Raw genomic sequence first — 26,968 nt, 5'->3', positions numbered from 1 at the left:
GGATGACGTGCTGGATCGCGAACCCGGTCGACGGGACTGCGTCACTGGCTCACCTCGCGGACGTCGGCGTGGGCGACGTCGTCTTCTCGTTCTTCTGGGGGGCGGGCTTGGTGGCCGTGCCACCCGTGGACTTCGGGCTGTTCTGCGGCTTGGTGCTGGGCTTGGTGCTGGGCTTGGTGCTAGGTGTCGCGTTCGCCTTGTCCGACGGTTTGGTCGAAGCTGCGGGCGGCGCCGGCTTCTTTGCCTCCGGCGCTGCCTTGGGCTTCGGCTTCTCCACCAGTCCTGCCTTGCCCGCCGAGTTCACGGCGAGTTCGGCGATCGGGGTGGCCGGTGTCCTGGGCAACGTGCTCACGGTAAACGGGGCGGTCGCAGCGCTGCCTTCCGCCACGCCGACGAGTCGGTGATCGGAGGCGCGCACGTACCGAATCTTCCCGGCCGGCACCATCCCGAACTCCTGCGCCTTGAGCGCGACCTGCTGCGGAGCGCGGGCGTAGGTGAGTTGTGTGCCCAGTTCCTGGTCCTTGGCCAACAACCGGGACGAGGCATTCTGCAGGTCACCGATCGTGTACTGCTGCTGGGCTCGTGCAGTGTTGAGCAGGAGCACGGTGAGCAGGCCGCCGACCAGCAGCGTCGCGCAGAGGATGACGAAACCGACGCCCCCCTCGCTCGTGTGCGTCGCCGGCTGGACGAGCTTGAGCCGCGCACGGGTGGCGGTCGGGTTGGCTCCCCGCGGGGCGCGGCGGACCGTCAACGGGCGGGCGGTGGCCTGGCTCATCGCTTGGTTCCCTTCGTGGCACGGATTCGTTCAGCTACGCGCAGACGGGCGGACGCCGCGCGCGGGTTCGTGTTCACCTCGGCGTCGCCGGGTTGCTCGGCGCCACGGGTGAGGAGTTTCAGGTAGGGCTTGTGTTCGGGCAGTTCGACCGGCAGACCGGCGGGGGCGGTCGAACGCGCGCCGGCCTGCAGTTCGTGCTTGGTGATGCGGTCCTCGAGCGAGTGGTAGGACAGCACCGCGATGCGTCCCCCGATCGCGAGCGCATCGATCGCCGCGGGCAAGGCGGCCTGCCAGCTGAGCAGTTCGGCGTTCACCTCGATGCGCAGGGCCTGGAAGGTCCGCTTCCCGGGGTGCCCGCCGGTGCGTTGCGAGGCCGCCGGGATGGCGTCCCGCAGCACCTGCATGAGTTCGTCGGAGGTGCGGATCGGCGACTGCTCACGGCGGCGCACGATCGCCTTGGCGACCTTGCCGGCGAACCGTTCCTCGCCGTACTCCCGCAGGATGCGCCGAAGGTCGCCCTCGTCGTACTCGGCGATGACATCGGCGGCGGTCATCCCCTGGGTCTGATCCATCCGCATGTCCAAGGCGGCGTCCCGGCTGTAGGAGAAACCGCGCTCGGTCTCATCGAGCTGCAGGGAACTGACACCCAGGTCGAACAAGGCCGCGTCAACGCGATGGACGTCGAGTTCGGCCAGTTCCTCGATCGCGTCGTCGTAGCGAGCATGCACCGGAATGAACCGGTCCCCGAACTGTGCCAACCGCTCCCCCGCCAGACGCAGCGCGTCCGTGTCGCGGTCGACGCCGTACGCGACTGCGTCCGGACAGGCCTTGAGGATCGCCTCGGTGTGACCACCCATGCCGAGCGTTCCGTCGAGGTACACCGGACGGCGACCTGACTCCCCCGTGACCAGTGCCGGACGCAGCAGCTCGATGATGCGGTCGCGCATGACCGGAACGTGGCGGTCGGCCACTGTCCGGTTGTCGATCATCGCTTCGCCTTTCGCTCGTCTGCGGTGTGTTGTCGGTGGTGGGCGATAAATGTTGTGGTGGTGATTCCTGCGGGTTGCCGCTTTCTGATCTCCGGTCCCCAGCCGCTGCATGTCGTCGGCACCGGGGAAGTGATGTCGACGCGCACGCGTCAGCGGATGGAGGCCACAGGTCAGAAGAGGTCAGAACAGACCGCCAGGAATCACCTCCTGTGCCTGGTCGGCGAACTCGTCCTCGGTGCTGGCCAGCAGTTCGTTCCACGCCTCGGTGGCCCACAACTCGACCCGGTTGCCGGCGCCGATCACCGTGCACTCCTTGGTGAGACCGGCGTATTCCCGAAGGATCGCGGGGATCGTGATGCGCCCCTGCTTGTCGGGGATCTCGTCCGAGGCGGCCGACAGCAGCACACGCTGGAAATTGCGGGCCGCCTTGTTGGTGACCGGGGTGCGGCTCATTTCTGCGGCGAGCTTTTCGAAATCGGCCATCGCGAAGACGTACAGGCAGCGCTCCTGACCACGGGTGATGACCAGCCCGGAAGCGAGCTTCTCGCGGAACTTGGCGGGCAGGAACATGCGGCCCTTGTCATCCAGTCGGGGCTGATGGGTACCGAGAAACAAAGTCATCGTCACCGCCCCTTCCCGCCCGATCGACTCCGCAGTGCTCCTGTTTGCTCCACTTTACTCCACCAGACCCCACCTGTCGCCCTCAAAGGGATCGAATTCGGACTCTTTTCGAGTGTTTTCCCAGGTCAGAGCCACTGGTCCGTGGTGGAGGGATTTTCGGCCACCTCGTCGATCCATCCACGCGACAACGGGCGAAAAATGGGACAGCTGCACGTTGAACCACCGCAAACCCGGGCGATCGTCGGGTCGGGTGACGCCTGATTTCGTCCTTCAGCGCCGGACCCGACGGACTGTGGAGCAAAGTGGAGGATGAGTGAGCCGAGCAAGTCGTGGCCAACCGGTGATGGGATCCGGGGCCGTGGTCGGGCAGGATCTACCCATGCAGGATGCGTCGCAACTGGCCAAGACCGAGGACAGTCACCGGATGCGAGGCGAGAGCGACCCTGATCCGCAGCTGTCACTGGACGAGGTGCACGACCTCGCCGCACGCATTCACGAGGCGGTGTCCTCGGTCATCGAGGGCAAGTCGGACGCCGTGCGCACCGCGATCATCGTGCTGCTCGCCGAAGGTCACCTGTTGATCGAGGATGTCCCGGGCGTCGGCAAGACGATGCTCGCCAAGACGCTCGCCCGGTCGATCGACGGCACGATGCGACGGATCCAGTTCACGCCGGACCTGTTGCCCAGTGACATCACCGGTGTCAGTGTCTTCAACCAGGATGCCCGCACGTTCGAATTTCGTCCGGGAGCGGTGTTCGCCAACCTCGTGGTCGGCGACGAGATCAACCGGGCCTCGCCCAAGACCCAGTCCGCGCTCCTGGAGTGCATGGAAGAGGCACAGGTCACCGTCGACGGCACGACCTACGAGTTGTCGCGCCCGTTCATGGTGATGGCCACCCAGAACCCGATCGAGATGGAGGGGACCTACCCGTTGCCCGAAGCGCAGCGCGACCGGTTCATGGCCCGTATCTCGATGGGTTACCCGACCGCCGCCGCCGAACTGGCCATGCTCGACTCGCACGGTGCGGGCAGTCCGCTGGCGCGGCTGCGCCCGGTCACCGATGCGACGTCCGTCGCGGCAGCGATCGCCCGCGTCGCCCAGGTCTACGCGAGCCCCGCCCTGCGCCAGTACGTCGTCGACATCGTGACAGCCACCCGCTCGACCTCCGCGCTTCGCCTCGGCGCCTCGCCGCGTGCCGCTCTCGGTCTGCTGCGTGCGGCGCGGGCCAACGCTGCACTCGATCGCCGCGACCACGTCATCCCCGAGGATGTCCAACGGGTCGCCCTCCCGGTTCTGGCACACCGGGTGATCCTGAGCGCCGACCAGCAGCACCTGCGGCATGGTGCAGGCGAGGTGCTGGAGCAACTCCTGCAGCGGGTGCCGGTGCCCGCGGCTTCCGCCCGCTGAATCGCACGTTCGGCATCCTGAGTACAAGGTGAGCACCAGATGAAGAAGGCACGACTGACCACCCGCGGGCGGTCGTTCCTGTCCGCGGGGCTCACCCTCCTGGTCGGAGGCGTCGTGCTCGGTTTCCTGGACGTCGTGCGTCTGGGTGGCCTTCTGCTCGCCCTGGTCGTTGCGACCTGGTGGCTGTCGCGGCGGCGGGACCGCCGCGTCGAGGTGGCCCGGCGACTGCAGCCTGATGTCGTCACCGCCGGATCCCGGTGTGCGATCACCCTCACCTTCACCAACACCGACCGACGCCGGTCCCGCTACGGCCTGGCTCAGGAGACCCTCGACTACACCCTCGGTGATTCACCCCGATTCGTCCTGCCCGGCATGGCAGCCGGCGAATCCCGGGTGGTGGAGTACACCGTTCAACCCCGGGTCCGCGGTGAGCACGACGTGGGTCCGGTGCACGTCAGCATCCGCGACCCGTTCGGGATGACCGAACGACACGTCACCGTCCAGGCGGTCGACCGGTTGCTGGTGCTCCCCCGCATCGTGGCGCTGGGTGCCAGCCATCCGCCCGGCGCCGGTTCGGGGCAGGAAGGAACCACCCCCGCGATGATCGCGCTGCACGGCGAGGAGGACGTCAGTCTGCGCAACTACCAGGACGGCGACGATCTGCGTAAGGTGCACTGGCCCGCCACGGCGCACCGCGGAGAGCTGATGGTCCGGCAGCTCGACCGCCCGGCGAGGCGGTCCTGCGTCCTGTTGCTCGACTCGCGTTCCAGCGCGCACGCCGGACACGGCGAGCATTCATCCTTCGAGTGGGCGGTCAGCGCGCTGGCCTCCATCGCGGCCCGAATGCACGAACTCGGTTATCTGGTGCACCTGGTGAGCAAGGAGACAGTTGCTGCGGGAGTACACCTGAGCGATCTGCCACCGACAGTGGTCCAACTCTGGCTGGCGCGTGCCGCCCTCGGCGGCGACGACACGAACTTCGCCTTCGTCCTCAAGGGCGCTCACGATGTGGCAGGCACCGGAGCTGTCGTGGTCGCTGCCGTCGCCGACGACCTCGCCGGACTGCTGAACGATCTGGGATCGCTGCGTCAGCCGGGCGCGTCCGCCCTCGCCCTTCGCCTCGACACCGCGTCCTTCGGCGGTCCTTCGCCGCAGCGGACGGTCGGCCTCGCCGACTACGGCTGGCGCGTCGTCGATGTACCCGCCGACATGACGATCGAGCAGGCGTGGACCACCATCACCAGGCGTTCGCTGGTTCGGGTGGGTGCGTTGTGAGGTTCCGTCAAGCCCCACTGACGCTGCTGGCCGGCGTAACCGCACTGATCGCGGCGTGGCCGATCACGACCCTCGTCCGCGGCAGCGACTGGGTATGGGATGCCGTGCTCGTCGTCGCACTGGCGCTCGGGTGCGCGGTCCTTGCTCGCGCAGTGTCCATCCCGGAGTTCGCGGTGGTCTGGGTGCAGTTCGTGGTGGTCGCGGCAGCGTTGTGGTTCCTGTATGTCCGCGGTTCCGGCGAGCCCACCGTCGAGACGGTCCAGGCCCTGATCACCGAGGCAGACGGCACCATCCGCAAGTATGCGGCTCCCGCGCCGGAAACCGAGGGGCTGCGGTTCGCGATCGTCGGTCTGATCGCGATGCTGGCCGTGCTCACCGATGTCCTTGCCGTCGGTCTGGCTGCCCCGGCTGTTGCAGGCCTGCCGATCATGAGCATCTACCTGATCAGTGCGGCGAACACGACGGACGGCCTCGCGCCGCAATACTTCCTCGCTGCGGCGACGGGCTGGCTGTTGATGGTCGGCCTTACTGCCCGAGGAAACGTCCAGCGCTGGTCCAACACGACGGCCCGCGCCACTGCTCCCACTCTGCTCGGCGATCGGCTGGGACTGGGCGGTTTCGCGTCGGTCGCGCGGACGGTGGGTTTGCTGGCGTTGATCGGCGCACTGGTGGTGCCGCACGTGCTGCCGTCGACCGACCAGCGTTACCTCGGCGAAGGACTCGGCCGGCGCACCGGCGGCACCGGCTCGGTCGGACTGTCGAACACCCTCGACGTCAGTCGGAGTCTGGTGAGCAACGACCGCACACCGGTGATCACCTACAGCACTCAGGACCCGACGCCCGGACCCCTGCGGGTGTTCACCTCATCGGCCTACAACGACGGGCAGTGGAGCCAGACGGACCCGGCAGATCAGCAAGGCGGCTCGGACAACGCGCGGATCCAACCGGCCGGACTGCGACCCGATGCGGGCTACGTCGAGCAGTCGATCCGGGTCGAGTCCAGCACTCTCACCGCAGGCCTTCTCGCGACCCCGACCCCGACGCTCAGCGTCGACCTCGGGGGTGCCTCCTGGCAGTACGACCCCACGACATCGGTCATCAGCCCGCAACGCAGCGTGTCGCAGTACTCGGTGAAATATGCACTGCTCGGACCGTCGGCTCGTCCGACCTCCAGGTCCACCCCGGAGGGGTTCGAGCGCGACCTGGCCATCGATCCCCGAGCGCTGCCGGAGCTGCGGCGCACGCTGTCACGCATCGGGGGCGGTGACAACCCGTTCGAGCGAGCGGTCGCTATCCAGGACTACCTGCGCTCCGGCGGCGGTTTCACCTACTCCCTCACGCTGGCCCCGACTCGGCGCACGGTGAACGACCAGACCGCCGACCCGATCACCAACTTCCTGCTCACCAAGCAGGGCTACTGCGTCCAGTTCGCCACCGCGATGATCATGCTCGCTCGACTGGAGCAGATTCCTGCACGGATGGCCATCGGATTCCTCGGCGGCAGCCCCTCGCTGAGCGCCGACCAGTACACCGTCATCCAGTCCGACGCCCACGCCTGGCCCGAGTTGTACTTCCCCGGTCTGGGCTGGACGCGGTTCGAGCCGACTCCGGGCAGCCGCGCCGCAAGCGTTCCCGACTACGCCGTGCCGCAGACCAGCGGGCCGAGCCGTACCGAGCGGCCGGAGCAGACGACACCGACCACCTCGGCCGACGTGTCCACCGCTCCCGCCCAGACGTCGTCCGCCACCGACAGCGGCGGCGGCACCGACTCGGACACTCCGTCCTGGTTCGGCACCGCTTTCAAGTACCTCGGTTGGCTGGTGCTCGTAGCACTGTTCCTCGGTCTGCTGGGTTCGTTCCTGCCGATGGCCGCTCGACGCGAAGCCGAAAGGCGGCGACGCACCAACGACCTGCGTGAACAGGTGGAGGCCGACTGGCTCACCTTCCGCGACGACCTGGACGACCTCGGCGTCCCCCACCCACCCGATGTCTCACCCCGTGCCCAACTTCAGCACTACCGGCGAGCAGGTGCCCTGGGCAGCGAGTCCTCGCAGGCCCTCGACCGTGCGACGCGCACCTTGGAGAAGGCCCGATACGGACGTGCGGACGACGATCTGGACGTCCGCACCGACACCGCCGCCGTCATCGAGGCCGTCCGCCGCAACGCAGGCTTCCGCCACAAGTTGGTCCACCGCTTCGCTCCGCGCACCGGACGCCGGTGGTTCCTGCGCAAGGTGATGCCCTGGCGCAAGGACTGACGTCAGCGGCGCCCCACCCACGCACGCAGAAAGGGCCCCCGTCGCCGGGGGCCCTTTCCTGTTGTTCGAACCGGATCAGTCCAGGTAGTCGCGCAGCACCTGGGAACGCGAGGGGTGGCGCAGCTTGCTCATCGTCTTGGACTCGATCTGGCGGATCCGCTCACGCGTCACGCCGTAGACCTTGCCGATCTCGTCCAGGGTTTTCGGCTGACCGTCGGTCAGACCGAAGCGCATCGCCACCACGCCGGCCTCACGCTCGGACAAGGTGTCCAGCACCGAGTGCAGTTGTTCCTGCAGCAGCGTGAAGCTCACTGCATCAGCCGGGACGACCGCCTCGGAGTCCTCGATGAGGTCACCGAACTCGCTGTCGCCGTCCTCGCCGAGCGGAGTGTGCAGCGAGATCGGCTCGCGACCGTACTTCTGCACCTCCACGACCTTCTCCGGGGTCATGTCGAGCTCCTTGGCAAGCTCCTCCGGAGTGGGTTCGCGTCCGAGGTCCTGCAGCATCTGACGCTGCACGCGAGCCAGCTTGTTGATGACCTCGACCATGTGCACGGGGATACGGATGGTGCGCGCCTGGTCGGCCATCGCTCGGGTGATCGCCTGACGGATCCACCACGTGGCGTAGGTCGAGAACTTGTAACCCTTGGTGTAGTCGAACTTCTCGACCGCACGGATCAGACCGAGGTTGCCCTCCTGGATCAGGTCGAGGAAGAGCATGCCGCGGCCGGTGTACCTCTTGGCGAGCGAGACGACCAGTCGCAGGTTGGCCTCGAGCAGGTGGTTCTTGGCCTTCTTACCGTCCTGGGCGATCCACCACAGCTCACGCTTGATGGTCATGTCCATCTTCTCGCCGGAGTTGAGCTTCTCCTCCGCGAACAGACCGGCCTCGATGCGCTTGGCGAGCTCGACCTCCTGCTCGGCGTTGAGCAGGGCGACCTTTCCGATCTGCTTCAGGTAGTCCTTCACCGGGTCGGCGGTGGCACCGGCGGTGACGACCTGCTGCGCGGGGGCGTCGTCCTCGTCGTCCTGGCGGATGACGAATCCGCCGGTCTCTGTCTCCTCGGCCTTCGTCTCCTCGGTGGACTCCGCGGTGGACTCCTCGGCGTCGTCGTCCTTGGCCTCGTCCTTTTCGGAGTTGACGACGGTCTTCGGGTCGATCTTCGCTTCGTCGCCGAGCTCCAGGTCGACATCCTCGATCTCGACCTCTTCGAGCTCGACCTCGTCGACGTCGCCCTTCTTCACCGCGGTCTTCTTGGCCGTGGACTTCTTCGCAGCGCCCTTGGCGGCAGCCTTCTTCGCCGGGACAGCCTCTGCGACCTCGTCCGGCGCCGCGCTCTTGGCGGCGGTCTTCTTGGCCGGCGCCTTCGCGGTGGTCTTCTTCACCGCGCTCTTGGCAGCGGTCTTCTTCGCCGGAGCCTTCGCAACCGCTGTGTCGTCGGCCGAATCGTCCTGCGCCGCAGCGGTCTTGGCGGTGGTGGTCTTGGCCGCGGTCTTCTTCGCCGGAGCCTTCTTCGCAGCAGTCTTGCGCGCGGCTGTCTTCTTGACGGGGACGATCTCGGGGACCTCGACGGTGATGCCCTGACGGTCGAGCTCCTTCAGCACCGCCTTCATCCGCTTCGGCTCCAGCGATGCTTCTTCCAGCGCCGCCTTCACGTCGTCGCCGTCGACCGATCCGGTCGCGGCACCCTTCTCGAGCAGTTGCTGCAGGGCCGGGTGGGAGAATTCAGCCGGAAGCTGTTTGGTCTCAGCGGTTTTCGACGCGGAAGTCACTGACTACCTTCCATTCCGTTGCGGGGCTGTGCCGATGGCACGAGGGCATAACGACACACCGCCGAGTGGCGGTTCACCGATGGGGATTTCAAGCATTCGCGGTTCACTCTTCGGGTCGGGCCCGAAGCGGGGCGCGTACTTGTAGACATTATAAAACGACGCGCTGCCCGCGGCCCAATCCCGGGGCGTTCCCGAACGCAGTAGGACCGAGTCTTCAGGCGGTGTCGGGCTTGACCGTGAGCACCGGAACCGGTGCGTCCAGCATGATGCGTTGCGCGTTCGTGCCGAGGATCAGCTTGCCGACGGTCGTGCGGCGCCGCAGCCCGATCACGATCAGACTCGCGTCCAGATCGCGTGCAGTCGCCAGGAAGGACTCGACGAGGTCTTGGCCCCCGAGCGCGGGCGTGACGGTGACCGACGCCGCGCCGGACGCGTCCGCGAGCGCCTGCGCCCGCGGCTCGGCGGTTCGGTCGAGCGGCACGACGCTCACCTCGAGCCCTTGGGCTCGCCCCTGAGCGGCGGCTGCGGCGAACGCCGCCTCTCCCTCGGGCGTGGCCAGGAATGCCACCACGATCCTCATCAACTCTCCCCTTCTCCTTCGTCGTCGGCGACGCTACCCCACCCGGGGGGTGGAGCCGGCCGACCCCGCAGGCAGAGCGTCGGTGACGATCGCTTCGATCTGGTCGGTCTCGACCAGGAAGCCGTCATGACCGCACACGGACCGGATCAGCGAGGTGCGTACGCCGGCGGCCGCTGCCAATTCGTGCGACAGATGTGGAGGGAAGAGACGGTCGGAGTCGACGGCGGCCACGTGAAGGCGTCCGGGGTAGGCCGCGACGACGGCTGCGACACCCCCACGACCGCGTCCGATGTCGTGAGTCGCCATCGCACGGGTCAGATGTAGGTAGCTTCCGGCGTCGAACCGACGGACGAGTTTGCCGGCCTGGTGGTCCAGGTAGCTCTCGACGGCGAAGCGTCCGTCACCGAGCGGGTCCTCAGTGCTCTGCGGCTTTACACCGAACCGCTGCTCGAGTTCGTCGGCGCTGCGATAGGTCGTGTGCGCGATGCGACGAGCCAGACCGAGGCCCGCACGTGGCCCGGGGCCGGGGTAGTAGTCACCGGCGCAGTAGTCGGGGTCGGAGCTGATCGCGAGTTCCTGTGCTTGTCCCCAGGCGATCTGGTCGGCCGTCGCACAACCGGTCGTCGCGATCGCGAGCACGCTGTCGCAACGCTGCGGGAAGCTGCCCAGCCATTCCAGCGCACGCATGCCGCCCATTGAGCCGCCGAGCACCAGTTGCCAGCGTTCGATGCCGAGGTGATCGGCGAGGGCGGCCTCGACCAGCACTTGGTCGCGGATGGTGATCTGCGGGAAGCGTGATCCCCATGGGCGCCCGTCCGGGGCCGGGCTGCTCGGGCCGGTGGTGCCACGGCATCCCCCGAGCACGTTCGAGGCCACGATGAAGAAGCGGTCGGTGTCCAGCGGAGCACCCGGCCCGATGAGGCCGGGCCACCATCCGCCGCTGGGTTGACCCGGACCCGTCGCACCGACGACGTGCGCGTCACCGGTGAGGGCATGCTCGACCAGGATCGCGTTGTCGGCCATCTCCGAGAGGGTGCCCCAGGTCTGGTAGCCGACCAAGACATCGTCGATCGTGCGTCCGGATTCGAGCGTGAAGGCCCCGGCATCGAAGCGACGCAGCGCAGGATTGTCGTACGGGTCGTTCTCGATCGCTGCACTCTGCGCAGGAGTCTTCGGTCGCAACCCTGGGGCAGCCGGGGTCATGAGCGTCGAACGGGCGTGGTTGTGCCGGGCCGAAACCGACGTCGACGGCGTGCCCGTGTGGTGACTGCTGCTCATCGCCTCTCCCAGCGGAACCGGGGGCTCATGCAGCCCCGCGCTTGTCGCCGACCGAACGGTCGGGACCTTGTCCTCACCCGGGGCACCCCACGCGGTGGAGGGTTGCCGCCCAGCAAGCCGGGGCTTGACGCTGGGACTCTTGACGGGAGCGACGATACCTCAGAGCGCGCGTTCGGACAGCCCCCTGTTCTTGCACCGGACACGCTGCAGGGTCAGGCTGCCGGGTCGATGCGTCCGCCGGGCAGCGTGCCTGTCAGGAGGCAGTTGCGGACGAGACTCGCGAGCCGACATCCGGGATCGGCCTCGAAGGCACGGTCCAGCGCGATGGTGGCCACCGCGCTTCCGCCGTCGGCCCACTCGGACGCCGCGACGCAGGCCCAGAGCGGAGCCGACAGCTGTGCCGGGACGCGGCATGCCCAGCGAATGAGGATGTGCACCGTCCCGGCGCGCTCGGCGCGATTCGGCGACGGGAGCTCGCCGGACTGCTGCCACCGGTCCCGGTCACTTCTGCTCAGCCGGGTCGGTGGGAACACATCCGGACGCAGCCAGCACAGCAGTCCGTCGCGCACGCCGACCACCTGGACGGCCGCGAGGGCCCGACTCACCGTCACCGGATCGTCGAGCGCAGCAGGGTCACCGCGAAGGATCCGATGGACGGCAACCAGTTCGAGGTCGCGGCCGGTTTCGAGGTCCGCCTCCATGACGCTCCACAATTCCTCGACCTCGGCAGCGATCTGCGCTTCGTCCTGAGTCGGGGTGCACCGGTTCTCCAGGTCGTCACGACTGGGTGCGGGACTGCAGCCGCGGTAGACGGCTTCGACGGCCGCCGGGATCAGGTGTGCCTCGGTCAGCGGGGTCCGCTGCTCCGGGCACTGTCCACAGCAGCACCACAGAGCCGCCCAGGTGGACGTGCCGTTATCGACCTCCCAAACGTGAACCAGCTCGATTCCGTTGCAGCGCAGGGCGGTTCGTAGTACCGACGAGGTGAGGAGGACAGCGTCGCCGTCGCCGTAGTTCACCAGTGCGGCGCTTGCCAAGGTGCGCAGACGTCCCTGGCCGATCAGATGGGCGATGTCGTTCACCGCCTCCGGCACCACCGGATCGAAGCGGGCGGTGACGACCAGGTGGTCGTCCTCGTCGAAGCCGACGAGGACGACGCTGTCGGACGGGTTGAACCCGAGTTGGTAGGGCACGTAGGCCAGCAGTTCGCCGGCTCCGGTCAGGGAAGGGATCGGTTCCATCCGCTGACTTCAGTGCCGGCGGGAGACTTCTGTCGTGCTCCCTTGCACCGGTTGTGGAGGACACGCCGAGCGGGATCGGGCTGTGCACAACCGGTCCCGCTTCGTCGATCATGCGATCAGCGTCGAGGGAACTGCTCCGCGGCGTTCTTGGCGACCTTGTGCAGCATCCAGGAGTCCATGCCGGCGCCGATGAAACCGCCGGCGAAGGGGATGGCCTTACCCAGACGGGTGGCGACCTTCTCCCCCACCTGGCCGATCAGCCGGAACCCGACGGCCTTGTTGACGACCATCAGCACCGGGGGCGGCAACTGCTGGGCGGCCATGCCGGCCAGGCGACCGGTGGCGACGACGCCGGCCTTGTTGATGATGTCGTTGGCGTCCGCGCCGACCAGGGTCAGCAGGATCGCCGACCGCAGGCTGGGGTCACGCAGGTCGTAGCCACGAATGTGGGCCACAGCCGCCACCATACGGGTGGACAGCAGGTAGAAGCCCGCGACGTTCGCCGGCAGCGCGACGGCCATCGTGACGAAGCCACCCAGGCCGGTGACGAACCCGTTGGCGGCAGCAAGGCGGCGAGTGTCGGAGACGATCTCCTTGATCGCCTTCTCCTGGTCGCCACCGCTGTCCTGCAGTGCCTTCGCAGCAATCTTCTGGGCGGAGTCGAAACTGCCCTTGCCGTCGATACCGACCTGAAGAAGCTTCTCGGCGAACCCGAGGGCGGAACTACCCATCGGTCCACTATCGAGCTTCACCGGGACGTTCTTCTGGTCGTCCTTCTTGTCTCCGAAACCGAACATGTGGCTCATCATGGCAGCCGGACGCGTCCGACAGCGGCTGCCGCGAGGGTGAATCCGTCGGCGATGATGGCGTGATGGAAACGCTGTCGGAGCTTCTGGACGAAGCGGCCATGGTGCCGTTGGCCGAACGACTGGAGTGGCTGGTCGAACTGGGTGAGGACCTGCCCGCGCCGTCGGCTGCCGCAGGTGAGTTGCGCCGGCTGCCCGAGTGCCAGTCGCCGGTGAGTTGGGCGGCCCGACCGGACGCGTCCGATGTCTTCCATCTGGCCATCACGGTGCCGTCGAGCGCGGTCGTCGTACGCGGATTCGCCGGACTGATCGTGCCGACGCTGGACGGGCGAGCGGCGCAGCAGGTGCGTACCGCTCCGGCGGATCTGGTCGGGCAACTCGGTCTCGGCGATGCGGTCTCGCCGTTGCGCCTGCGCGGGTTGCACGCACTGTGGAATCACGTCCGGGCTGCTGCCGAACCGGTCGAGGACCCTGCCGGGCTCGCCTGATCGTCCTGAATCGAGCGCCACCGGCGCGGGATTCCCCGCAGACAGCAGCGAGGCGGTAGCCGATCGCTGGGCCACGATGGGCTACTTTTGTCGGCATGTCCAATTCTTCCGGCAACAAGAACGCGATGTTGGCGATTCCGGCCGCGGCTGCCCTCCTCGGTCTGATCCTCGGGCTGGTCAGCGCGCTGGCCAGCCCGAAGGTGAGCCTGAACGGGTTCTCCAACGGTCAGAGCGTGGAATCGTCCGCCTTCTCCGTCTACAGCACCGAGCAGAGCGACCGTGGCAACGCACAGTGCAGCGTGGTCGCGAACGGCAACACCACCTCGTTCGGTCAGCCGTCCGAGGACTTCTCGGTGGAGGCCGACGGAAAGAAGTACTGGGAGATCGGTCGCAGCCCCGACGGCATGGCCAAGGCCTCCTACGAGACCAAGTGCGAGAACGCCAAAGGTCAGTTGTTTGCCGGTAACCGCGCCGACAACATCGGCGGCGGGTGGCGCACTCCGGTGCTGATCCTTGGTCTGCTGTTGCTGCTCGGCGGCATCCTGGGCACCGTCCTGATGATGATGCGTCGCAAGAAGTCGCGGTCGACCGGTTCGGGTTACGACAACACCTACAACCAGGGTGGCTACCAGTACGGCCAGGGCTACAGCGACGGTTACGGCACGCCGGGCTCCTACGGTGTCTCCGCGGGCTCCCAGACCCCGGCTCAGGGCACCCAGGGCTACGGCCAGCAGCACAACCAGCAGGGTGGTTACGGACAGCAGGCGTATGGCCAGCAGCCCCAGCAGGGTGGCTACGGCCAGCAGCCCGGTCAGCAGGGCTACGGCCAGCAGCCCCAGCAGGGTGGCTACGGCCAGCAGCCCGGTCAGCAGGGATACGGACAGCAGGCGTATGGCCAGCAGCCGCAACAGGGCGGCTACGGCCAGCAGCACGGCCAGCAGGGTGGTTACGGACAGCAGCAGGGTGGCGATGTCTCGGACGCCGCGACCCAGGCGGTGAACCGTGACGACGTGCGCGCGGCCGGTGGCGCAGACGCCCCGACCCAGGCGCAGCCGGGCCAGCAGGGCTACGGCCAGCAGGGCCAGCACGGTCAGTCCGGGTGGGAGCCCCCGCAGGACGGTCAGCGCTGAGCGCACCAGAACACACGGCAACCCCGCAGCGATCGCTGCGGGGTTCGCTGTCTGTTGCGGCCGCGGTCGTGGTCTCTCCCGGCGGGCAGGTGTGCGTTGTCGACGAGCAGGTGAGTCACCACCGTGATGCACGCGCGGTACACGAAGCCGGCGTCCTCGAGGGACGGCGCGTGGTCTGGTGGAGCGCTTCCTCGGCCCGCGCCCTCATCGGCGACGGCCGGTTGTCACGCGTCTGGGACGTCGCCGCCGTTCACCGTTTGATCGCGGGGGGCCACCGGGACGACCCTGTCGCGGTCTGGTCGACGCGGTTCGGGCTGCCGATCCCCGCCCCCATCGAGGAACGTCAGGCACGGCCGGGTGGGCCCGACCTGTTCGCAGGTCTCGCCGACGAGGACACCACGTTGAGTCCGGGGCAGCCGTTGCCGGCACGGACAGGATCGCCGGAGTGGTTGCGTGACGGCGGAAACCGCGAACTGTGGGGTCGTGCCGCTCTCGACACAGCGTTGTGGCAGGCCGATGTGCTCGATGATCGATGTGGCGGTTTGTCCTGTGCAACAAGCGAATCCGGGGCCGCGATGCTCTGCGTCGAGTTGGAGGAGCACGGACTGCCGATCGACCGGCCCACGCTCGAAGGGTTGATCGCCCAGGCGGCGGGACCGCGTCCGACCGACGACCGGCATGCTGCGGAGATTCGCCGCGGCCGAGATGCCGTCGTGTGGCAGCACCTTCCCGGTGGTGGGAGCATCGACCTTCGCAACCCGCTGGCCGTGCGGGACATGTTGCGGCGCAGCGGAATCAATGTCGAGGACACTCGCGCCTGGCATCTGGAGCCGTATCGGGCCGGGTCGCCCCTGGTCGACGCCTTGCTGGACTGGCGCAAGGCCGAACGGATCGCGACGACGTACGGGTGGCATTGGCTCGATCGTTTCGTGGGTCCCGACGATCGGCTACGCGGAGAGTGGGACGCCTCCGACGGAGGGGCCGGTCGGATGACCGCCGGGTCCGGGCTGCACAGCCTGCCCGCTCCTCTGCGTCCCGGTGTGGCAGCCGCAGCCGGTCACGTCCTGGTGCGCGCCGATCTCGGTCAGATCGAGCCGCGCGTCCTTGCGGTCGTGTCGCGCGACCCGGCCCTGGCCGAGGCCACCCGCGCCGATGATCTGTACGCAGAGATCGCGACGGATCTGAGTGTCGACCGCCCGACGGCGAAGATCGCGATGCTGGCCGCGATGTACGGGCAGACGAGCGGCACCGCCGGTCAGGTGCTGGGCCGGCTGGAGCACACCTACCCGGTGGCGATGGCGTACCTGCGGGATGCAGCCCTACGAGGTGAACGCGGTGAGTCGGTGATGACGTACGGCGGACGCCTGGTCCCTGTCTCCGTGGGCCCGGACGACACCTCTGCTCGCGCACGTGGCCGCGGACGGTTCACCCGCAATGCCGTCGTCCAGGGTGCGGCGGCGGAGTTCTTCAAGGCGTGGGCGCTCACCGTCCGGGCTGCGATTGCACCGCTCGGCGGCGAGATCGTCCTCTGCCTGCACGACGAACTGCTGGTGCATACCCCTGCCGCACAGGCGGATTCGACGATGCAGGCGGTTGAGACCGCGCTGCAGGACGCGGCCAGACGCTGGTCGGAGGGCGCGCCGGTGCGGTTCGTGGCCGACACCGGGATCTTCCAGCGCTGGAGCGAGGCCAAAGAATGAAAGTCCGCAGAACGCGCGGGTGACCTGCGCAGTTCTGCGGACTTTCAGTCTCCGGGCGGCTCAGTCCTCGTCGTCGTCGCCGACCTCGGTGCGCAGGAACTCCTCGAACTCGGCACCGATCTCCTCGGCGCTCGGAAGTTCGGCCAGTTCGGTGGCCAGCAGGTTCTGCCGCTGACGCCCCTGCGCGAACGCGTCGTACTGCTGCTCAATGCCCTGCACCACGTCGCGGATCTCGGGGTTGGCCTCGATCTGCCGGCTGATCTCGGCGCGGTGCAGTTCGGCCTGCATCGCCAGGTCGGTCACCGGCAGCGACAACCCGGTGAACCCCACGATCGTGTCGATCGCGGCCACCGTGGCGTCGCCGAAGTCCATCGCTGCGAGGTAGTGGGGCACGTGCAGCGCCAGGCCGATCGCGTCAACGCCCGACTCACCGAGGCGAAGGTGGACCAGTTGCTCCAGGTTGCCGGGCACCTGCACCTCGCCGAAGACGGCGTCGTTGTCGGGGATGAGACGCCGGTCGGTCGCGTACTTGGTCATACCCACCGGGCGGGTGTGCGGCACCGCCATCGGGATGCCGTGCGCACTGATGACGAGCTGGACGCCGAGGCGTCGGGTCAACACGCGAACGGCTTCACTGACACGCTCCCACTGGTAGTCCGGCTCCGGGCCCGCGAGCAACAGGTAGGGCGTGCCCTCGTCGTCGGTCAGGCGGTAGAGGTTGAGGGAAGGGTCCTCATACGAGGTGAACCGGTCGCGCTCGAAGGTCATCAACGGACGCCGTCCGCGGTAGTCGAGCAGTTGATCGATGTCGAAGGACGCGACGACGACCGGGTCACCGTTGGCCAGCAGGTGCTGGACGAGTAGCCGTTGGGTGTTGCCGGCGTCGATCAACCCGCCGAGCGCGACGATCAGCGTCCGCGCGCCGAGTTCGCTGGCGTGGGCGTCCTGCTCGAAACGGACGAGCTCCATCGGGTCCCGCATGGGAAGTCTCCTGGTCGAAGGAAAGAAGGTCTCTGCCGCGGTTCAACGTGCTGCACAGCGCGGTCATTCCCCCGGGTGGGATCAGTCCGGCACGTGCTCGCTGTTCCCTTGCTCACGCAGTGCGTCGCGCAGCCGCTGCGCATTCGCGGCGAGCACCTTCTGGTCCTGGCCCTTGGTCACGTTGTGGACATCGAAGTCCTCGACACCGTTGGCCGGCCAGACATGCACGTGCAGGTGCGGCACCTCGAAACCCTCGACGAGAACCCCCACCCGGGCGCTGTCCCAGGCAGCATGCTGGGCCCTGCCGATGGTCTGCGCGACCTGCGTGAGGTGGCTCAGCAGCTGCGGTGGGGCATCGAGCCAGTGGTCGATCTCCTCGCGCGGCACCACGACGGTGTGGCCGTCGGTCAGCGGGTCGATCACCAGGAACGCGACGCAGGAGTCGTCCTTCCAGACGAAGTGACCGGGGATCTCGCCGTCGATGATCTTCGTGAACAAAGTCGCCATGGGTCGAGCCTAACGACGCACCAGAGATCAGGTGGCGTCCTCGACCTCGTCCATCGCCTTGAAGATGCGCTTGATCGAGATGGGCCCGGCCGTGCCGAGTTTCTGGGCGAACAGGCTGACCCGCAGCTCCTCGATCATCCAACGCAGCGCGACGACGTCCGGGTCGGTGTGGCGGGCAGCCGGCAGCGCGGCGAGCAGCTTGTCGAGTTCTGCGCGGACGTGGTCGACGTCGCCCTGCCGTTCGGCGTCCCGGGCAATGTCGGTGGGCGCCTTCTCGATGCGTTCGAGCATCGCCCGCAGGTGGACGCGCAGCCGCGGAAGCCGGGCGGCGCCGGTCTCGGCCACGAACCCCGGGTGGATCAGCGACGCGTACTGCCGCTCCAACTGTTTCCTCAGATCGGCGGTGGACGGCGCGGTCATCCGGTCGAGTGCCAGACGCACCTGGCGAGCCACGTCGAGACACGGACCGACCCGATCGACGATTTCGATCACCTCCGGCACGATCTGCTGCCGAACGACGAGCAGCGCCGTCTCGTACTGCTGCGGGTCACGGACGCGTCCGCCGGGCAGTTCGCGAGCGATGATCGCGTCGACCGCACACGCGAGGATGTCGTCGTACAACGCGTCCCGGGTGGGGTGCGGGTGGTTGCCGAGGGCGAGTTTCTGGGTGTTGCTGAGCAGCCCGAGAATCCGGTTCCACGGCACATCGGTGTTGAGCAGCACCAGGCGACGGACGCCGAAGTGGGTCGCGTACTCGCGCTCGGACGGGCTCGGGAGCACCTGCAGCGCAACGGAATCGCCTTGATCGACGAGCGCCGGGTAGCCGACGACGATGCGTCCGCCGCTCCTGCTCTCGACCTTGTCCTGCAGCGTCAGGTCGTCCCAGGAGCGAATTCCCTTGCGCTCCAGTGCTTCTCCAACACTGGACATTGCTTGCCGAACCGAACCCTGAAGCTGTTGCTGCAGGAGCGGAAGGTCCTTGCCCTCCGCGAGCTTCTTGCCGCCCTTGCCCTCGATCCGGAAGGTCATCCGCAGGTGGTCCGGCACGCGCGACCAGTCCCATTCCCCGCGCGGGATCCGAACGCGGCTGCGGTCGAACAGGACATCGGCAAGTGCATCCACCAGATCCTGGCCGGAAGCCGAATCCAGCTGTGCGACGGCGGCTCTGGCGTGGTCGGGAGTCGGCACGAAGTGCTTGCGGGTGTTCTTGGGCAACGACTTCAACAGGGCGGTCACCAATTCCTCGCGCACCCCGGGCACCGACCAGTCGAAGCCCACGTCCTGCACCTGGTTCAACTGTTCCACGGGGATGTGCGCCGTGACTCCATCGGCATCGGAACCCGGGTCGAACTGGTAACTCAGCCGCAGGTTCAGCTCGCCCTGGTGCCAGGCCTTGGGGAAGTCCGTCGTGTCGAGGTCGGCTGCTTCGTCGGTGAGCAGCAGGTCGCGGGTGAACGTCAGCAGCTTGCCTTGCTTCTTGCTCTGCCCCTTCCACCACCGGTCGAAGTGCGCCCCGGAGACGATGTCGTCCGGCAGCCGTTCGTCGTAGAACTCGAACAGCACGTCGTCGTCGACCACCAGATCGCGCCGGCGGGTGCGCTCCTCCAGTTCACCGACCTCGCGCAGCAGGGCACGGTTGTCGTGGAAGAAGCGGTGATGGGTCTGCCACTCCCCCTCGACCAGTGCGTGCCGGATGAACAACTCCCGCGCGTACGCCTGATCGATCCGCCCGAACGACACCGGCCTCCCGGCGGCCAGCGGGACGCCGTACAGGGTCACCCGTTCGCTGCAGATCGCCTGCGCCTGCTTCTTCTCCCATCGCGGGTCGGAGTAACTGCGTCTGAGCAGATGCTGTCCGGCCGCCTCGACCCACGCCGGATCGACGCGGGCATTGGTACGTGCCCACAGGCGCGTGGTCTCGACCAGTTCACCGGCCATCAACCAGTCGGGTTGAGCGCGGAACAGCACCGAGCCGGGCTGGATGGCGAAGCGGGCCTGCCGGGCGCCGAGGTAGTCACGAGCGTCCCGGTCGCGCAGGCCGACGTGCGAGAGCAACCCGGTGAGCAACGCCTGGTGCACGGTGTCGTCCGCGGCCTTGTTGTCACTGGGCTGCAGCTTGAGCTGTTTGCAGATATCGCGCAGTTGAGCGTGCAGGTCCTGCCACTCGCGCACGCGCAGGTAATGCAGGTACTCCTGCTTGCACATGCGACGGAAAGCACTGCCGGACAACGCTTTCTGCTGTTCGCGCAGGTAGTTCCACAGGTTCAGGACGGTGAGGAAATCGCTCGACTCGTGCTTGAACCGGGCATGGCTCTGGTCGGCCTGGGTCTGCTGATCGGCGGGTCGTTCACGCGGGTCCTGGATCGACATCAGGGCGACGATCGGCAACACCTCACGCAACGATCCGTTGCGGGAGGCCTCGACGATCATTCGAGCCAGCCGCGGGTCGACCGGCAGCGTCGCGATCGCGCGACCGTCGGCGGTGAGCCGCCGCCGGCCCCGGCGTCCGTCGCCGCTCTCACGTCCGGTCTCGTCGTCGATCGCGTTCAGCTCGTGCAACAGACGCAGTCCGTCGGTAATCTGCCGGCTGTCGGGCGGCTGCACGAACGGGAAACGCGCGACATCGCCCAGGCCCAGCGAGATCATCTGCAGGATGACGGACGCGAGGTTCGTGCGCAGGATCTCCGGGTCGGTGAACTCGGGGCGCGCCTCGAAATCCTCCTGCGAGTACAACCGGATCGCGATGCCGTCGGCCAGGCGGCCGCAGCGTCCGGACCGCTGGTTGGCGCTGGCCTGGGAGATGGGCTCGATCGGCAACCGCTGCACCTTGGTGCGCTGGCTGTACCGGGAGATGCGCGCGGTGCCTGTGTCGATCACGTACCGGATGCCCGGCACGGTCAACGAGGTCTCGGCCACGTTGGTGGACACCACGATCCGGCGTCCGTCGTGCTTGGCGAACACCCGGTGCTGTTCGGCTGCCGACAACCGACCGTACAGCGGGACGATCTCGGTGTTCGGCAGGCCGAGACCCTTGAGCGCGTCGGTGGCGTCGCGAATCTCGCGTTCGCCGGAGCAGAACACCAGCACGTCCTGCGGGCCACCATCGTCGACGCGACTGCTGTTGCCGGGTCGGGGTCCCCGCGAAGTATCGAGCGACGCAGGAGAGAGAACCTCGTGGGGTGACCACAATTCCTCGATGGCGTCGATGATGCCGGTGACCTGGTCGATGTCGACGAGGTTCGGGGCGGCGTCCGCGCCCTTGCCGGGCATCTCACGCACGAGCGGTCGGTAGCGCACCTCGACCGGGTAGGTCCGTCCGGACACCTCGATGATCGGCACCGGGTTACCTTGTGTCGCAAAGTGATCGGCGAAACGCTGTGGGTCGATGGTCGCCGAGGTGATGATCACCTTGAGGTCGGGACGTTTGGGCAACAGTTGCTTGAGATAGCCGAGGATGAAGTCGATGTTGAGCGAGCGCTCGTGTGCCTCGTCGATGATGATCGTGTCGTACTGACTGAGCATCCGGTCCCGCTGCAACTGCGACAACAGGATGCCGTCGGTCATCACCTTGACGAGGGTGTCGCGGCTCGAGGTGTCGGTGAATCGCACCTGGTAGCCGACGGCCTGCCCCAGCTCGGTGCCCAGTTCCTCGGCGATCCGCTCGGCGACCGAGCGGGCCGCGAGCCGGCGGGGTTGGGTGTGACCGATCGTGCCGCTGACCCCGCGGCCGAGTTCGAGGCAGATCTTCGGGATCTGGGTCGTCTTTCCCGAACCCGTCTCACCCGCGATGACCACGACCTGGTGGTCACGGATGGCCTCGGCGATCTCGTCCTTGGCGGCGACGACCGGCAGGTCCGGATACGTGATCGCCGGCACGGACGCGCGGCGGTGCTCGATCTGTTGGGGGGACAGACCCCGCGGACGACGGTCCGCGCCGGCCTTGCGCTGCGGACGACGACGGCCGGAGCGAGGGCGCTCAGGCGAACTGTTCGGCGCGCGGGTGGGTGTGGGTTCAGTCATGAGGGATCGGTCGATTGTCCCAGATCACTCACGGCATCGGCACCTCGATAAACACCGGACGCGAGGCCTTGGGTCGCTGCAGGAGGTCGACGACCGATTTTGCGACGCGCGAGACCGACACCAGCAGCTTGCCGCTCGCCAGGTCGAACTCCGGATGAGCGAGTGGTTGGTAACTGACGACCTGCCCACGCTCGTACGGGAAGTGCGTCGTCGACCGGACCGTCCAGGGACCCTGCGGGCTGTTCGCAGTCCAGACCGCGACGGTGTCGGTCAGGTCCCCGCCGAGCTTGGAGACAGCCAGGTAATCGTTGCCCCGCTTGTGCACACTCAACGCCTGGGAGACACCACTGCCCGAGTCGATGACCGGCCGGACGGCGGATTCCTGCGCGTCCCAGCCGGCACCGTCCCAGTACTGCCAGGTCGACCTGAGCGTGACGGTGTCCGCGGCGGCACGCGCCAGCACCAGTTCGCGCGGCCCGGGACCGCCGGAGCGTTGGCGGGAACCGTAGATGTAGATCCACTCGTCGTCCGCCAGCAGCGCACTCCCCCAGTTGATCTGGGTCGGGTCCACTCGATCCGGCGTCACCGGCGTGACGACCGGACGGGTCGCGACGCCGCTGTGCGGCACGCGCAGCGATGCGATCGACATGCCGAGGTAGTCGAACCCGAAGATGTCGGCCGAGGTGCGCCGCACCCGACTGCATCCGACGAGCACGTCGTCGTACGTGCTGTGAGAAACGGCCGTCATCGACGATGGCCAGCACACCGAGCCCGCGCTGTTCGCAAGGAACGGACCCGCCGGGTCGACCCACTGGGAGGTGCACCGCCCCTTGGTCACCAACGCCGAGCTGGACACGAACCGTGGGCGGAACTCCCCCGCGCGCGCGGTGTCTCCGAAGACCCACAGCGTGCGTCCGTCACCGAGTCGGACGGTGACTCCGACGTCCGCCGCGCGCCACTGCGGCAGGTTGTCCAGCCCTTCCATCCAGGTGTTCGCGTGCTGCGCCCCCGTCCACGGACGCGGGTCGACGCACGCCTGCCCGCCGACCGGCTCCTGCACCTCCAGGGCGCTTCCCACGGTGGCGGGGCTGACCGACGACCAGGACTCCTGGGGATAGGTCGGCGGCTGCGGCGGACGACTGCACGCCGTGACCGTGAAAGTCACGGCCACGACCACGGCGCCGAGTCTGCGAAGCACGCGGCAAGCCTATGCAGCGCGCGCAGCGCAGTCCTCAGAATGCGTACCCGAGCAGTTCGGCGAAGAGTTCGTCGCCGTCGCACGCGTGGCCCTTCGAGGAGAACCAGGTGCAGACGTTCACGCAATCGCGGTGCAGGAACTCGACCCCGTTGGGGTTGGCGATCACGTCGACGATCTGGGGCAGATCGATCAGCACGAGGCCGGACTCGGCCACAAGGATGTTGTACGCCGACAGATCTCCGTGCACGATTCCCTTGCCGCACAACACGATCAGTGCAGCACGCAGTTGATCGAACCAGACCTCCAGTTGTTCTGCGGTCGGCCGCGTGGCAGCCAGGCGGGGTGCCGGGCGGCCGTCGGCGCCGACGACCAACTCCATCAGGATCTCTCGACCGTCGATCTGCACCGGGTACGGCACCGGCACGCCGCTGGTCCACAGGTCGACCAGCGCCGACCATTCGGCCTGCGCCCAGACACCGGCAGCGACCTGCTTGCCGAACGCGGTCCCGGTGGCGACGGCTCGAGCTTCTCGGGTGTCCTTGATCCGTCGACCTTCGGTGTAACCGGCGTGCCGGCGGAAGGATCGATGCTTGGCGTCGCGATAGCGCTTGGCCGCCATCAGCGTGCTGCATTGGGGCGCGCAGACGGCGGTGCGCTCGATGACGAAGACGTCGGCTTCCTTGCCGGTCTTGAGCACACCGAGCTCGGTGTCGATGGACTCGTCGTGGGTCACGACCCAGGACGGGCGGGGTTCGGGGCCGCGCTGCAGCCGTTCGATGCTGCTCCAGGTCGACCATCGCTGCCCCTCGGGCAGCTCGTCCGGGACGAAGGGATCGATCAGTGGGGTGTCGGGAGCGAACGCGCCCTGCGGCGCGCGAGTTTCGTTCTGCACGAGTGGTATTCCGTTTCTCGGAAGGGTCTGCTCTGATGCTGGACGCGGCAGTCGTGCCGCTGCTGGTTCCTCATCGGCTCCTCCTTCGAACGGGCGCTCCCACGGACGGGGTACGCGACTGCTCCCAGGCTGTCGAACATCGGACGTCCGCGGCAACCGAATTTCCGGGCCATCGGCGACCGTCCGGATACAGAGACCTGTCTTCAGCCGGCGGACACCGCTCACGTAATCTGGCGTCAGGTCATGAGCGTCAGCGACAAGCCCCGGCTCGCTGGCCGGCAACCCTCCACCGCGGTGGGGTGCCCCGGGTGAAGACCTGGCCGGACGGTGCAGATCGCCGCCCGGCAAGCGCGGACGCGAACGTCGGTCCGCCGCAGGCGGATCGAGCGCCTGCACCGAGCAGGAGGAGACGCCGATGAGCGACACCCAGAACCCCGGCCAGGACAGCGCTGCCGAGTGGTCCTTCGAGACCCGTCAGATCCACGCCGGACAGGTCGTCGACGAGACGACCGGCGCGCGGGCGTTGCCGATCTACCAGACCACGTCGTACGTGTTCAAGGACACCGAGCACGCGAAGAACCTGTTCGCGCTCAGCGAGTTCGGCAACATCTACACCCGTTTGATGAACCCGACGACGGACGCCGTCGAGCAGCGGATCGCCAGCCTGGAAGGCGGCGTCGGCGCTCTGCTCGTGGCCTCCGGACAGGCCGCCGAGACGTTGGCGATCCTCAACATCGCCGAGGCGGGTTCGCACATCGTCGCCAGCCCGGCGCTGTACGGCGGCACGGCCAACCTGTTGAAGTACACGCTGCCGAAGTTCGGGATCGAGGTCACGTTCGTCGAGGACTCCCGCGATCTCGACCAGTGGCGCACTGCGGTGCGTCCGAACACCAAGCTCTTCTTCGCAGAGACCGTGTCGAACCCGAAGGCGGAGATCCTCGACATCGAGGGCGTTGCCGGCGTCGCGCACGAGGCCGGCGTGCCGTTGATCGTCGACAACACCGTCGCGACGCCCTACGTGCTGCGTCCCATCGAGTACGGCGCCGACATCGTCGTCCACTCCGCGACCAAGTACCTCGGCGGCCACGGCACCTCGATCGCGGGGGCGATCGTCGACTCGGGCAACTTCGACTTCGGTAAGGACCCGGAGAGGTTCCCGAACTACAACACGCCCGAGGAGAGCTACCACGGATTGGTCTACGCCCGTGATCTCGGCGTGGGCAGCCCGCTCGGGGCCAACCTCGCGTTCATCCTCAAGGCGCGCGTGCAGTTGCTGCGTGACCTCGGCGCGGCAGTTTCCCCGTTCAACGCCTTTCTCATCGCCCAGGGCATCGAGACCCTGAGCCTGCGCATCGAGCGCCACCTGGAGAACGCGCACAAGGTGGCACAGTTCCTGCAGGGTCACGACCAGGTGGAGAAGGTCGTCTGGGCCTCGTTGCCGGACAACGACTTCCACGCCCTCGCGCAGAAGTACACGCCGCAGGGCTCGGGTGCAGTCATCTCCTTCGAGATCACCGGCGGACTCGAAGCCGGCAAGAAGTTCGTCGAGGCACTGCAACTGCATTCGCACGTGGCCAATATCGGTGACGTGCGTTCGCTGGTGATCCACCCGGCATCGACCACGCACAGCCAGGGCTCGGACGAGGACCGCCTCGCCGCAGGCGTGACCCCCGGTCTCGTGCGCCTGGCCGTGGGCATCGAGCACATCGACGACATCGTCGCCGACCTGAAGACCGGCTTCAGAGCAGCTGGCTGAGGGTGTGGATCAGCAGACCCACGAGACCACCGACGATGGTGCCGTTGATCCGGATGAACTGCAGGTCTCGGCCGACGTGCAACTCGATGCGCTCGGCGGCCTCGTTTCCGTCCCACTTGTCGATGGTCTGGGAGATGACCGTCGACAGTTCACGCCCGTAGGTGCGCACGACGTACCCGACGGTCTCGGCGAGGCGACGATCGAGCGAAGCACGCAGTTCGTCGTCCCGGACGACTCGCGCGCCGAGGTCGTGCAACGCGACCGCGAGACGGGCGCGCAGTTCGCCGTCGGGGTCGCCCAGGGCTTCGACGACTGCTCGGCGTACCGAACCCCACAGCGAGACAAGTGAATTGCCGACCGACGGGTGCTCGAGAAAGCGCTCCTTGATGGCCTCGGCCTTCGCGATCGTGTCTTCGTCGTTCTGCAGGTCATCAGCCAGGGTGGCGAGCAGGTTGTCCAGCGCCTGCCGCGCCGAGTGCTTCGGGTCGTCCCGGACGTCGGCGAGCCATTTGACGATCTCCAGGTGCACGCGCGCGGTGACGGTGTCGTCCAGCCACTTCGGCGACCACCACGGGGCGCGTTGGCCGAGGATCTCGGTGATCGTCGCCTCGTTGTGCTCGGCCCAGTTGTGCAGTTCACGAATGCCGATGTCGACGAGACCGTGGTGCGAACCGTCCTCGACCACACCCTGCAGCAGGTGTCCGGTGAGCGGGCCGACCGGCTCCCGACCCAGGCGGGGCAGGAGGATCCGGTCGAGCAGGTGACGCACCTCGTCGTCCTTGATCGACGTCACGGCCTTGCTGAGCGCGGGGGCCGCTTCGGTGACGACGCGCCCTGCGTTGCCCGGCTCCTGCAGCCAATGGCCCAGCCGCAGGGGAATCTGCGCACTGGCCAGTCGGGTGTTGACGTTGTCCTCGGTGAGGAAGTTGTCGGTGACGAAGTCCTCGAGGCTGTGCGCGATCTGGTCCTTGCGTTTGGGGATGATCGCAGTGTGCGGGATCGGCAGTCGCAGCGGATGCCGGAACAACGCCGTCACCGCGAACCAGTCGGCGACCGCGCCGACCATTGCTGCCTCGGACGCTGCATTCACATAACCCCACGCGCCGCCACGTCCATGGGTCAGCACGAAGACGATCGCGGCAAGGACGAGCAGGCCGAGGGCGACGGCTCGCATACGGCGCAGGCCGGCGCGGCGTTCCTCGTCGCCGGCCGACAGGATCGGGCCGCTGGACGCAGCGGTCGACCGATCGGGGGTGCTGTTCACGGTGTCAGTCAAGCTGGTCGCCGCCTCC

21 protein-coding genes and 2 riboswitches are annotated in these 26,968 nt (G+C 67.6%); of the genes, 7 read left to right on the top strand and 14 right to left on the bottom strand.

The window, feature by feature from the left end:
- Positions 1 to 49 precede the first annotated feature (49 nt).
- The 3 genes from ftsL to mraZ all read right to left on the bottom strand — a co-directional run bounded on the left by ftsL (position 50) and on the right by mraZ (position 2,379).
- Positions 50 to 775 carry a cell division protein FtsL gene (gene ftsL, locus FB459_RS07865; RefSeq protein ID WP_141928059.1) on the bottom strand — a complete coding sequence of 242 codons (726 nt, stop codon included), beginning with the start codon at positions 773 to 775 and terminating at the stop codon, positions 50 to 52.
- The gene (gene rsmH / locus FB459_RS07860) at positions 772 to 1,764 is read right to left on the bottom strand and encodes a 16S rRNA (cytosine(1402)-N(4))-methyltransferase RsmH (RefSeq protein WP_246092369.1); all 993 of its coding nucleotides are present in this window, start codon (positions 1,762 to 1,764) and stop codon (positions 772 to 774) included. The genes ftsL and rsmH overlap by 4 nt, the downstream gene beginning before the upstream one ends.
- A gap of 180 nt (positions 1,765 to 1,944) precedes the next feature.
- Positions 1,945 to 2,379, bottom strand: coding sequence for a division/cell wall cluster transcriptional repressor MraZ (gene mraZ, locus FB459_RS07855; RefSeq protein WP_141929465.1), 435 nt, complete (start codon positions 2,377 to 2,379; stop codon positions 1,945 to 1,947).
- 430 nt (positions 2,380 to 2,809) lie between these two features.
- Here mraZ and FB459_RS07850 point away from each other — a divergent pair, with 430 nt between their 5' ends.
- From FB459_RS07850 to FB459_RS07840, 3 genes are read left to right on the top strand one after another with little or no spacing between them, the layout of a single operon-like run.
- On the top strand, positions 2,810 to 3,793 hold the full coding sequence (locus FB459_RS07850) for an AAA family ATPase (RefSeq protein WP_141929464.1): 984 nt from the start codon (positions 2,810 to 2,812) through the stop codon (positions 3,791 to 3,793).
- Between the two features lie 39 nt (positions 3,794 to 3,832).
- Complete coding sequence (locus FB459_RS07845) at positions 3,833 to 5,068, top strand: DUF58 domain-containing protein (RefSeq protein WP_141928058.1); 1,236 nt, start codon at positions 3,833 to 3,835, stop codon at positions 5,066 to 5,068.
- Entirely contained in the window at positions 5,065 to 7,326 is a 2,262-nt protein-coding gene (locus FB459_RS07840) for a transglutaminase TgpA family protein (protein WP_141928057.1), read from the top strand. The genes FB459_RS07845 and FB459_RS07840 overlap by 4 nt, the downstream gene beginning before the upstream one ends.
- 75 nt (positions 7,327 to 7,401) lie before the next feature.
- Here the strand turns inward: FB459_RS07840 and FB459_RS07835 are convergent, their stop codons facing one another.
- From FB459_RS07835 to FB459_RS07815, 5 genes are all read right to left on the bottom strand, one after another.
- Positions 7,402 to 9,099, bottom strand: a complete 1,698-nt coding sequence (locus FB459_RS07835; protein WP_141928056.1) for an RNA polymerase sigma factor — start codon at positions 9,097 to 9,099, stop codon at positions 7,402 to 7,404.
- A gap of 214 nt (positions 9,100 to 9,313) precedes the next feature.
- Positions 9,314 to 9,679 (bottom strand): universal stress protein, encoded by a 366-nt coding sequence (locus FB459_RS07830; RefSeq protein ID WP_129624082.1) that lies wholly within the window; start codon positions 9,677 to 9,679, stop codon positions 9,314 to 9,316.
- A 33-nt stretch (positions 9,680 to 9,712) separates the two neighbouring features.
- Positions 9,713 to 10,957: a homoserine O-acetyltransferase MetX gene (gene metX / locus FB459_RS07825; RefSeq protein ID WP_170221774.1), complete on the bottom strand. Its 1,245-nt coding sequence runs from the start codon at positions 10,955 to 10,957 to the stop codon at positions 9,713 to 9,715.
- A 32-nt stretch (positions 10,958 to 10,989) separates the two neighbouring features.
- Positions 10,990 to 11,102, bottom strand: a riboswitch (SAM riboswitch).
- A gap of 67 nt (positions 11,103 to 11,169) precedes the next feature.
- A complete protein-coding gene (locus FB459_RS07820) occupies positions 11,170 to 12,198 on the bottom strand; it encodes a DUF4192 domain-containing protein (RefSeq protein ID WP_141928055.1) in 1,029 nt (342 codons plus the stop codon).
- A 116-nt stretch (positions 12,199 to 12,314) separates the two neighbouring features.
- On the bottom strand, positions 12,315 to 12,995 hold the full coding sequence (locus tag FB459_RS07815; protein WP_129624084.1) for an EcsC family protein: 681 nt from the start codon (positions 12,993 to 12,995) through the stop codon (positions 12,315 to 12,317).
- Positions 12,996 to 13,069: 74 nt separating this feature from the next.
- Here FB459_RS07815 and FB459_RS07810 point away from each other — a divergent pair, with 74 nt between their 5' ends.
- The 3 genes from FB459_RS07810 to FB459_RS07800 all read left to right on the top strand — a co-directional run bounded on the left by FB459_RS07810 (position 13,070) and on the right by FB459_RS07800 (position 16,322).
- Positions 13,070 to 13,492 (top strand): SufE family protein, encoded by a 423-nt coding sequence (locus FB459_RS07810; RefSeq protein ID WP_141928054.1) that lies wholly within the window; start codon positions 13,070 to 13,072, stop codon positions 13,490 to 13,492.
- 95 nt (positions 13,493 to 13,587) lie between these two features.
- Positions 13,588 to 14,622 (top strand): hypothetical protein, encoded by a 1,035-nt coding sequence (locus FB459_RS17535; protein ID WP_211345154.1) that lies wholly within the window; start codon positions 13,588 to 13,590, stop codon positions 14,620 to 14,622.
- Positions 14,592 to 16,322, top strand: a complete 1,731-nt coding sequence (locus FB459_RS07800) for a DNA polymerase (protein ID WP_141928053.1) — start codon at positions 14,592 to 14,594, stop codon at positions 16,320 to 16,322. Before FB459_RS17535 ends, FB459_RS07800 begins: the two co-directional genes overlap by 31 nt.
- Before the next feature lie 60 nt (positions 16,323 to 16,382).
- Here the strand turns inward: FB459_RS07800 and FB459_RS07795 are convergent, their stop codons facing one another.
- From FB459_RS07795 to FB459_RS07775, 5 genes are all read right to left on the bottom strand, one after another.
- Positions 16,383 to 17,303, bottom strand: a complete 921-nt coding sequence (locus tag FB459_RS07795; protein WP_129624087.1) for a PAC2 family protein — start codon at positions 17,301 to 17,303, stop codon at positions 16,383 to 16,385.
- Between the two features lie 81 nt (positions 17,304 to 17,384).
- Positions 17,385 to 17,810 carry an HIT family protein gene (locus FB459_RS07790; protein WP_141928052.1) on the bottom strand — a complete coding sequence of 142 codons (426 nt, stop codon included), beginning with the start codon at positions 17,808 to 17,810 and terminating at the stop codon, positions 17,385 to 17,387.
- Positions 17,811 to 17,837: 27 nt separating this feature from the next.
- Complete coding sequence (hrpA, locus tag FB459_RS07785) at positions 17,838 to 21,830, bottom strand: ATP-dependent RNA helicase HrpA (RefSeq protein WP_141928051.1); 3,993 nt, start codon at positions 21,828 to 21,830, stop codon at positions 17,838 to 17,840.
- A gap of 28 nt (positions 21,831 to 21,858) precedes the next feature.
- Positions 21,859 to 23,028, bottom strand: coding sequence for a DUF4185 domain-containing protein (locus FB459_RS07780; protein WP_141928050.1), 1,170 nt, complete (start codon positions 23,026 to 23,028; stop codon positions 21,859 to 21,861).
- 34 nt (positions 23,029 to 23,062) lie between these two features.
- On the bottom strand, positions 23,063 to 23,920 hold the full coding sequence (locus FB459_RS07775; protein WP_211345153.1) for a serine protein kinase RIO: 858 nt from the start codon (positions 23,918 to 23,920) through the stop codon (positions 23,063 to 23,065).
- 239 nt (positions 23,921 to 24,159) lie between these two features.
- Positions 24,160 to 24,277, top strand: a riboswitch (SAM riboswitch).
- Positions 24,278 to 24,335: 58 nt separating this feature from the next.
- Here FB459_RS07775 and FB459_RS07770 point away from each other — a divergent pair.
- Entirely contained in the window at positions 24,336 to 25,676 is a 1,341-nt protein-coding gene (locus FB459_RS07770) for a bifunctional o-acetylhomoserine/o-acetylserine sulfhydrylase (protein ID WP_141928049.1), read from the top strand.
- Here the strand turns inward: FB459_RS07770 and FB459_RS07765 are convergent.
- Entirely contained in the window at positions 25,660 to 26,952 is a 1,293-nt protein-coding gene (locus FB459_RS07765; protein ID WP_342771124.1) for a DUF445 domain-containing protein, read from the bottom strand. The genes FB459_RS07770 and FB459_RS07765 overlap by 17 nt on opposite strands.
- Positions 26,953 to 26,968: the final 16 nt, after the last annotated feature.

It is taken from the genome of Yimella lutea (assembly GCF_006715095.1).
GTDB lineage: Bacteria > Actinomycetota > Actinomycetes > Actinomycetales > Dermatophilaceae > Yimella > Yimella lutea.
The sequence above is the reverse complement of the archived record's forward strand: the minus strand, read 5'-3'. Positions and strand labels throughout refer to the sequence as shown.

Coding starts and splice junctions, on each gene's coding strand:
- FB459_RS07845 (WP_141928058.1), top strand. CDS start 3,833: ATGAAGAAGGCACGACTGACCACCCGCGGGCGGTCGTTCCTGTCCGCG.
- FB459_RS07815 (WP_129624084.1), bottom strand. CDS start 12,995: ATGTTCGGTTTCGGAGACAAGAAGGACGACCAGAAGAACGTCCCGGTG.
- metX (WP_170221774.1), bottom strand. CDS start 10,957: ATGAGCAGCAGTCACCACACGGGCACGCCGTCGACGTCGGTTTCGGCC.
- FB459_RS07820 (WP_141928055.1), bottom strand. CDS start 12,198: ATGGAACCGATCCCTTCCCTGACCGGAGCCGGCGAACTGCTGGCCTAC.
- hrpA (WP_141928051.1), bottom strand. CDS start 21,830: ATGACTGAACCCACACCCACCCGCGCGCCGAACAGTTCGCCTGAGCGC.
- FB459_RS07850 (WP_141929464.1), top strand. CDS start 2,810: ATGCGAGGCGAGAGCGACCCTGATCCGCAGCTGTCACTGGACGAGGTG.
- FB459_RS07810 (WP_141928054.1), top strand. CDS start 13,070: ATGGAAACGCTGTCGGAGCTTCTGGACGAAGCGGCCATGGTGCCGTTG.
- FB459_RS07795 (WP_129624087.1), bottom strand. CDS start 17,303: ATGCGGGACCCGATGGAGCTCGTCCGTTTCGAGCAGGACGCCCACGCC.
- FB459_RS07830 (WP_129624082.1), bottom strand. CDS start 9,679: ATGAGGATCGTGGTGGCATTCCTGGCCACGCCCGAGGGAGAGGCGGCG.
- FB459_RS17535 (WP_211345154.1), top strand. CDS start 13,588: ATGTCCAATTCTTCCGGCAACAAGAACGCGATGTTGGCGATTCCGGCC.
- FB459_RS07770 (WP_141928049.1), top strand. CDS start 24,336: ATGAGCGACACCCAGAACCCCGGCCAGGACAGCGCTGCCGAGTGGTCC.
- ftsL (WP_141928059.1), bottom strand. CDS start 775: ATGAGCCAGGCCACCGCCCGCCCGTTGACGGTCCGCCGCGCCCCGCGG.
- rsmH (WP_246092369.1), bottom strand. CDS start 1,764: ATGATCGACAACCGGACAGTGGCCGACCGCCACGTTCCGGTCATGCGC.
- FB459_RS07790 (WP_141928052.1), bottom strand. CDS start 17,810: ATGGCGACTTTGTTCACGAAGATCATCGACGGCGAGATCCCCGGTCAC.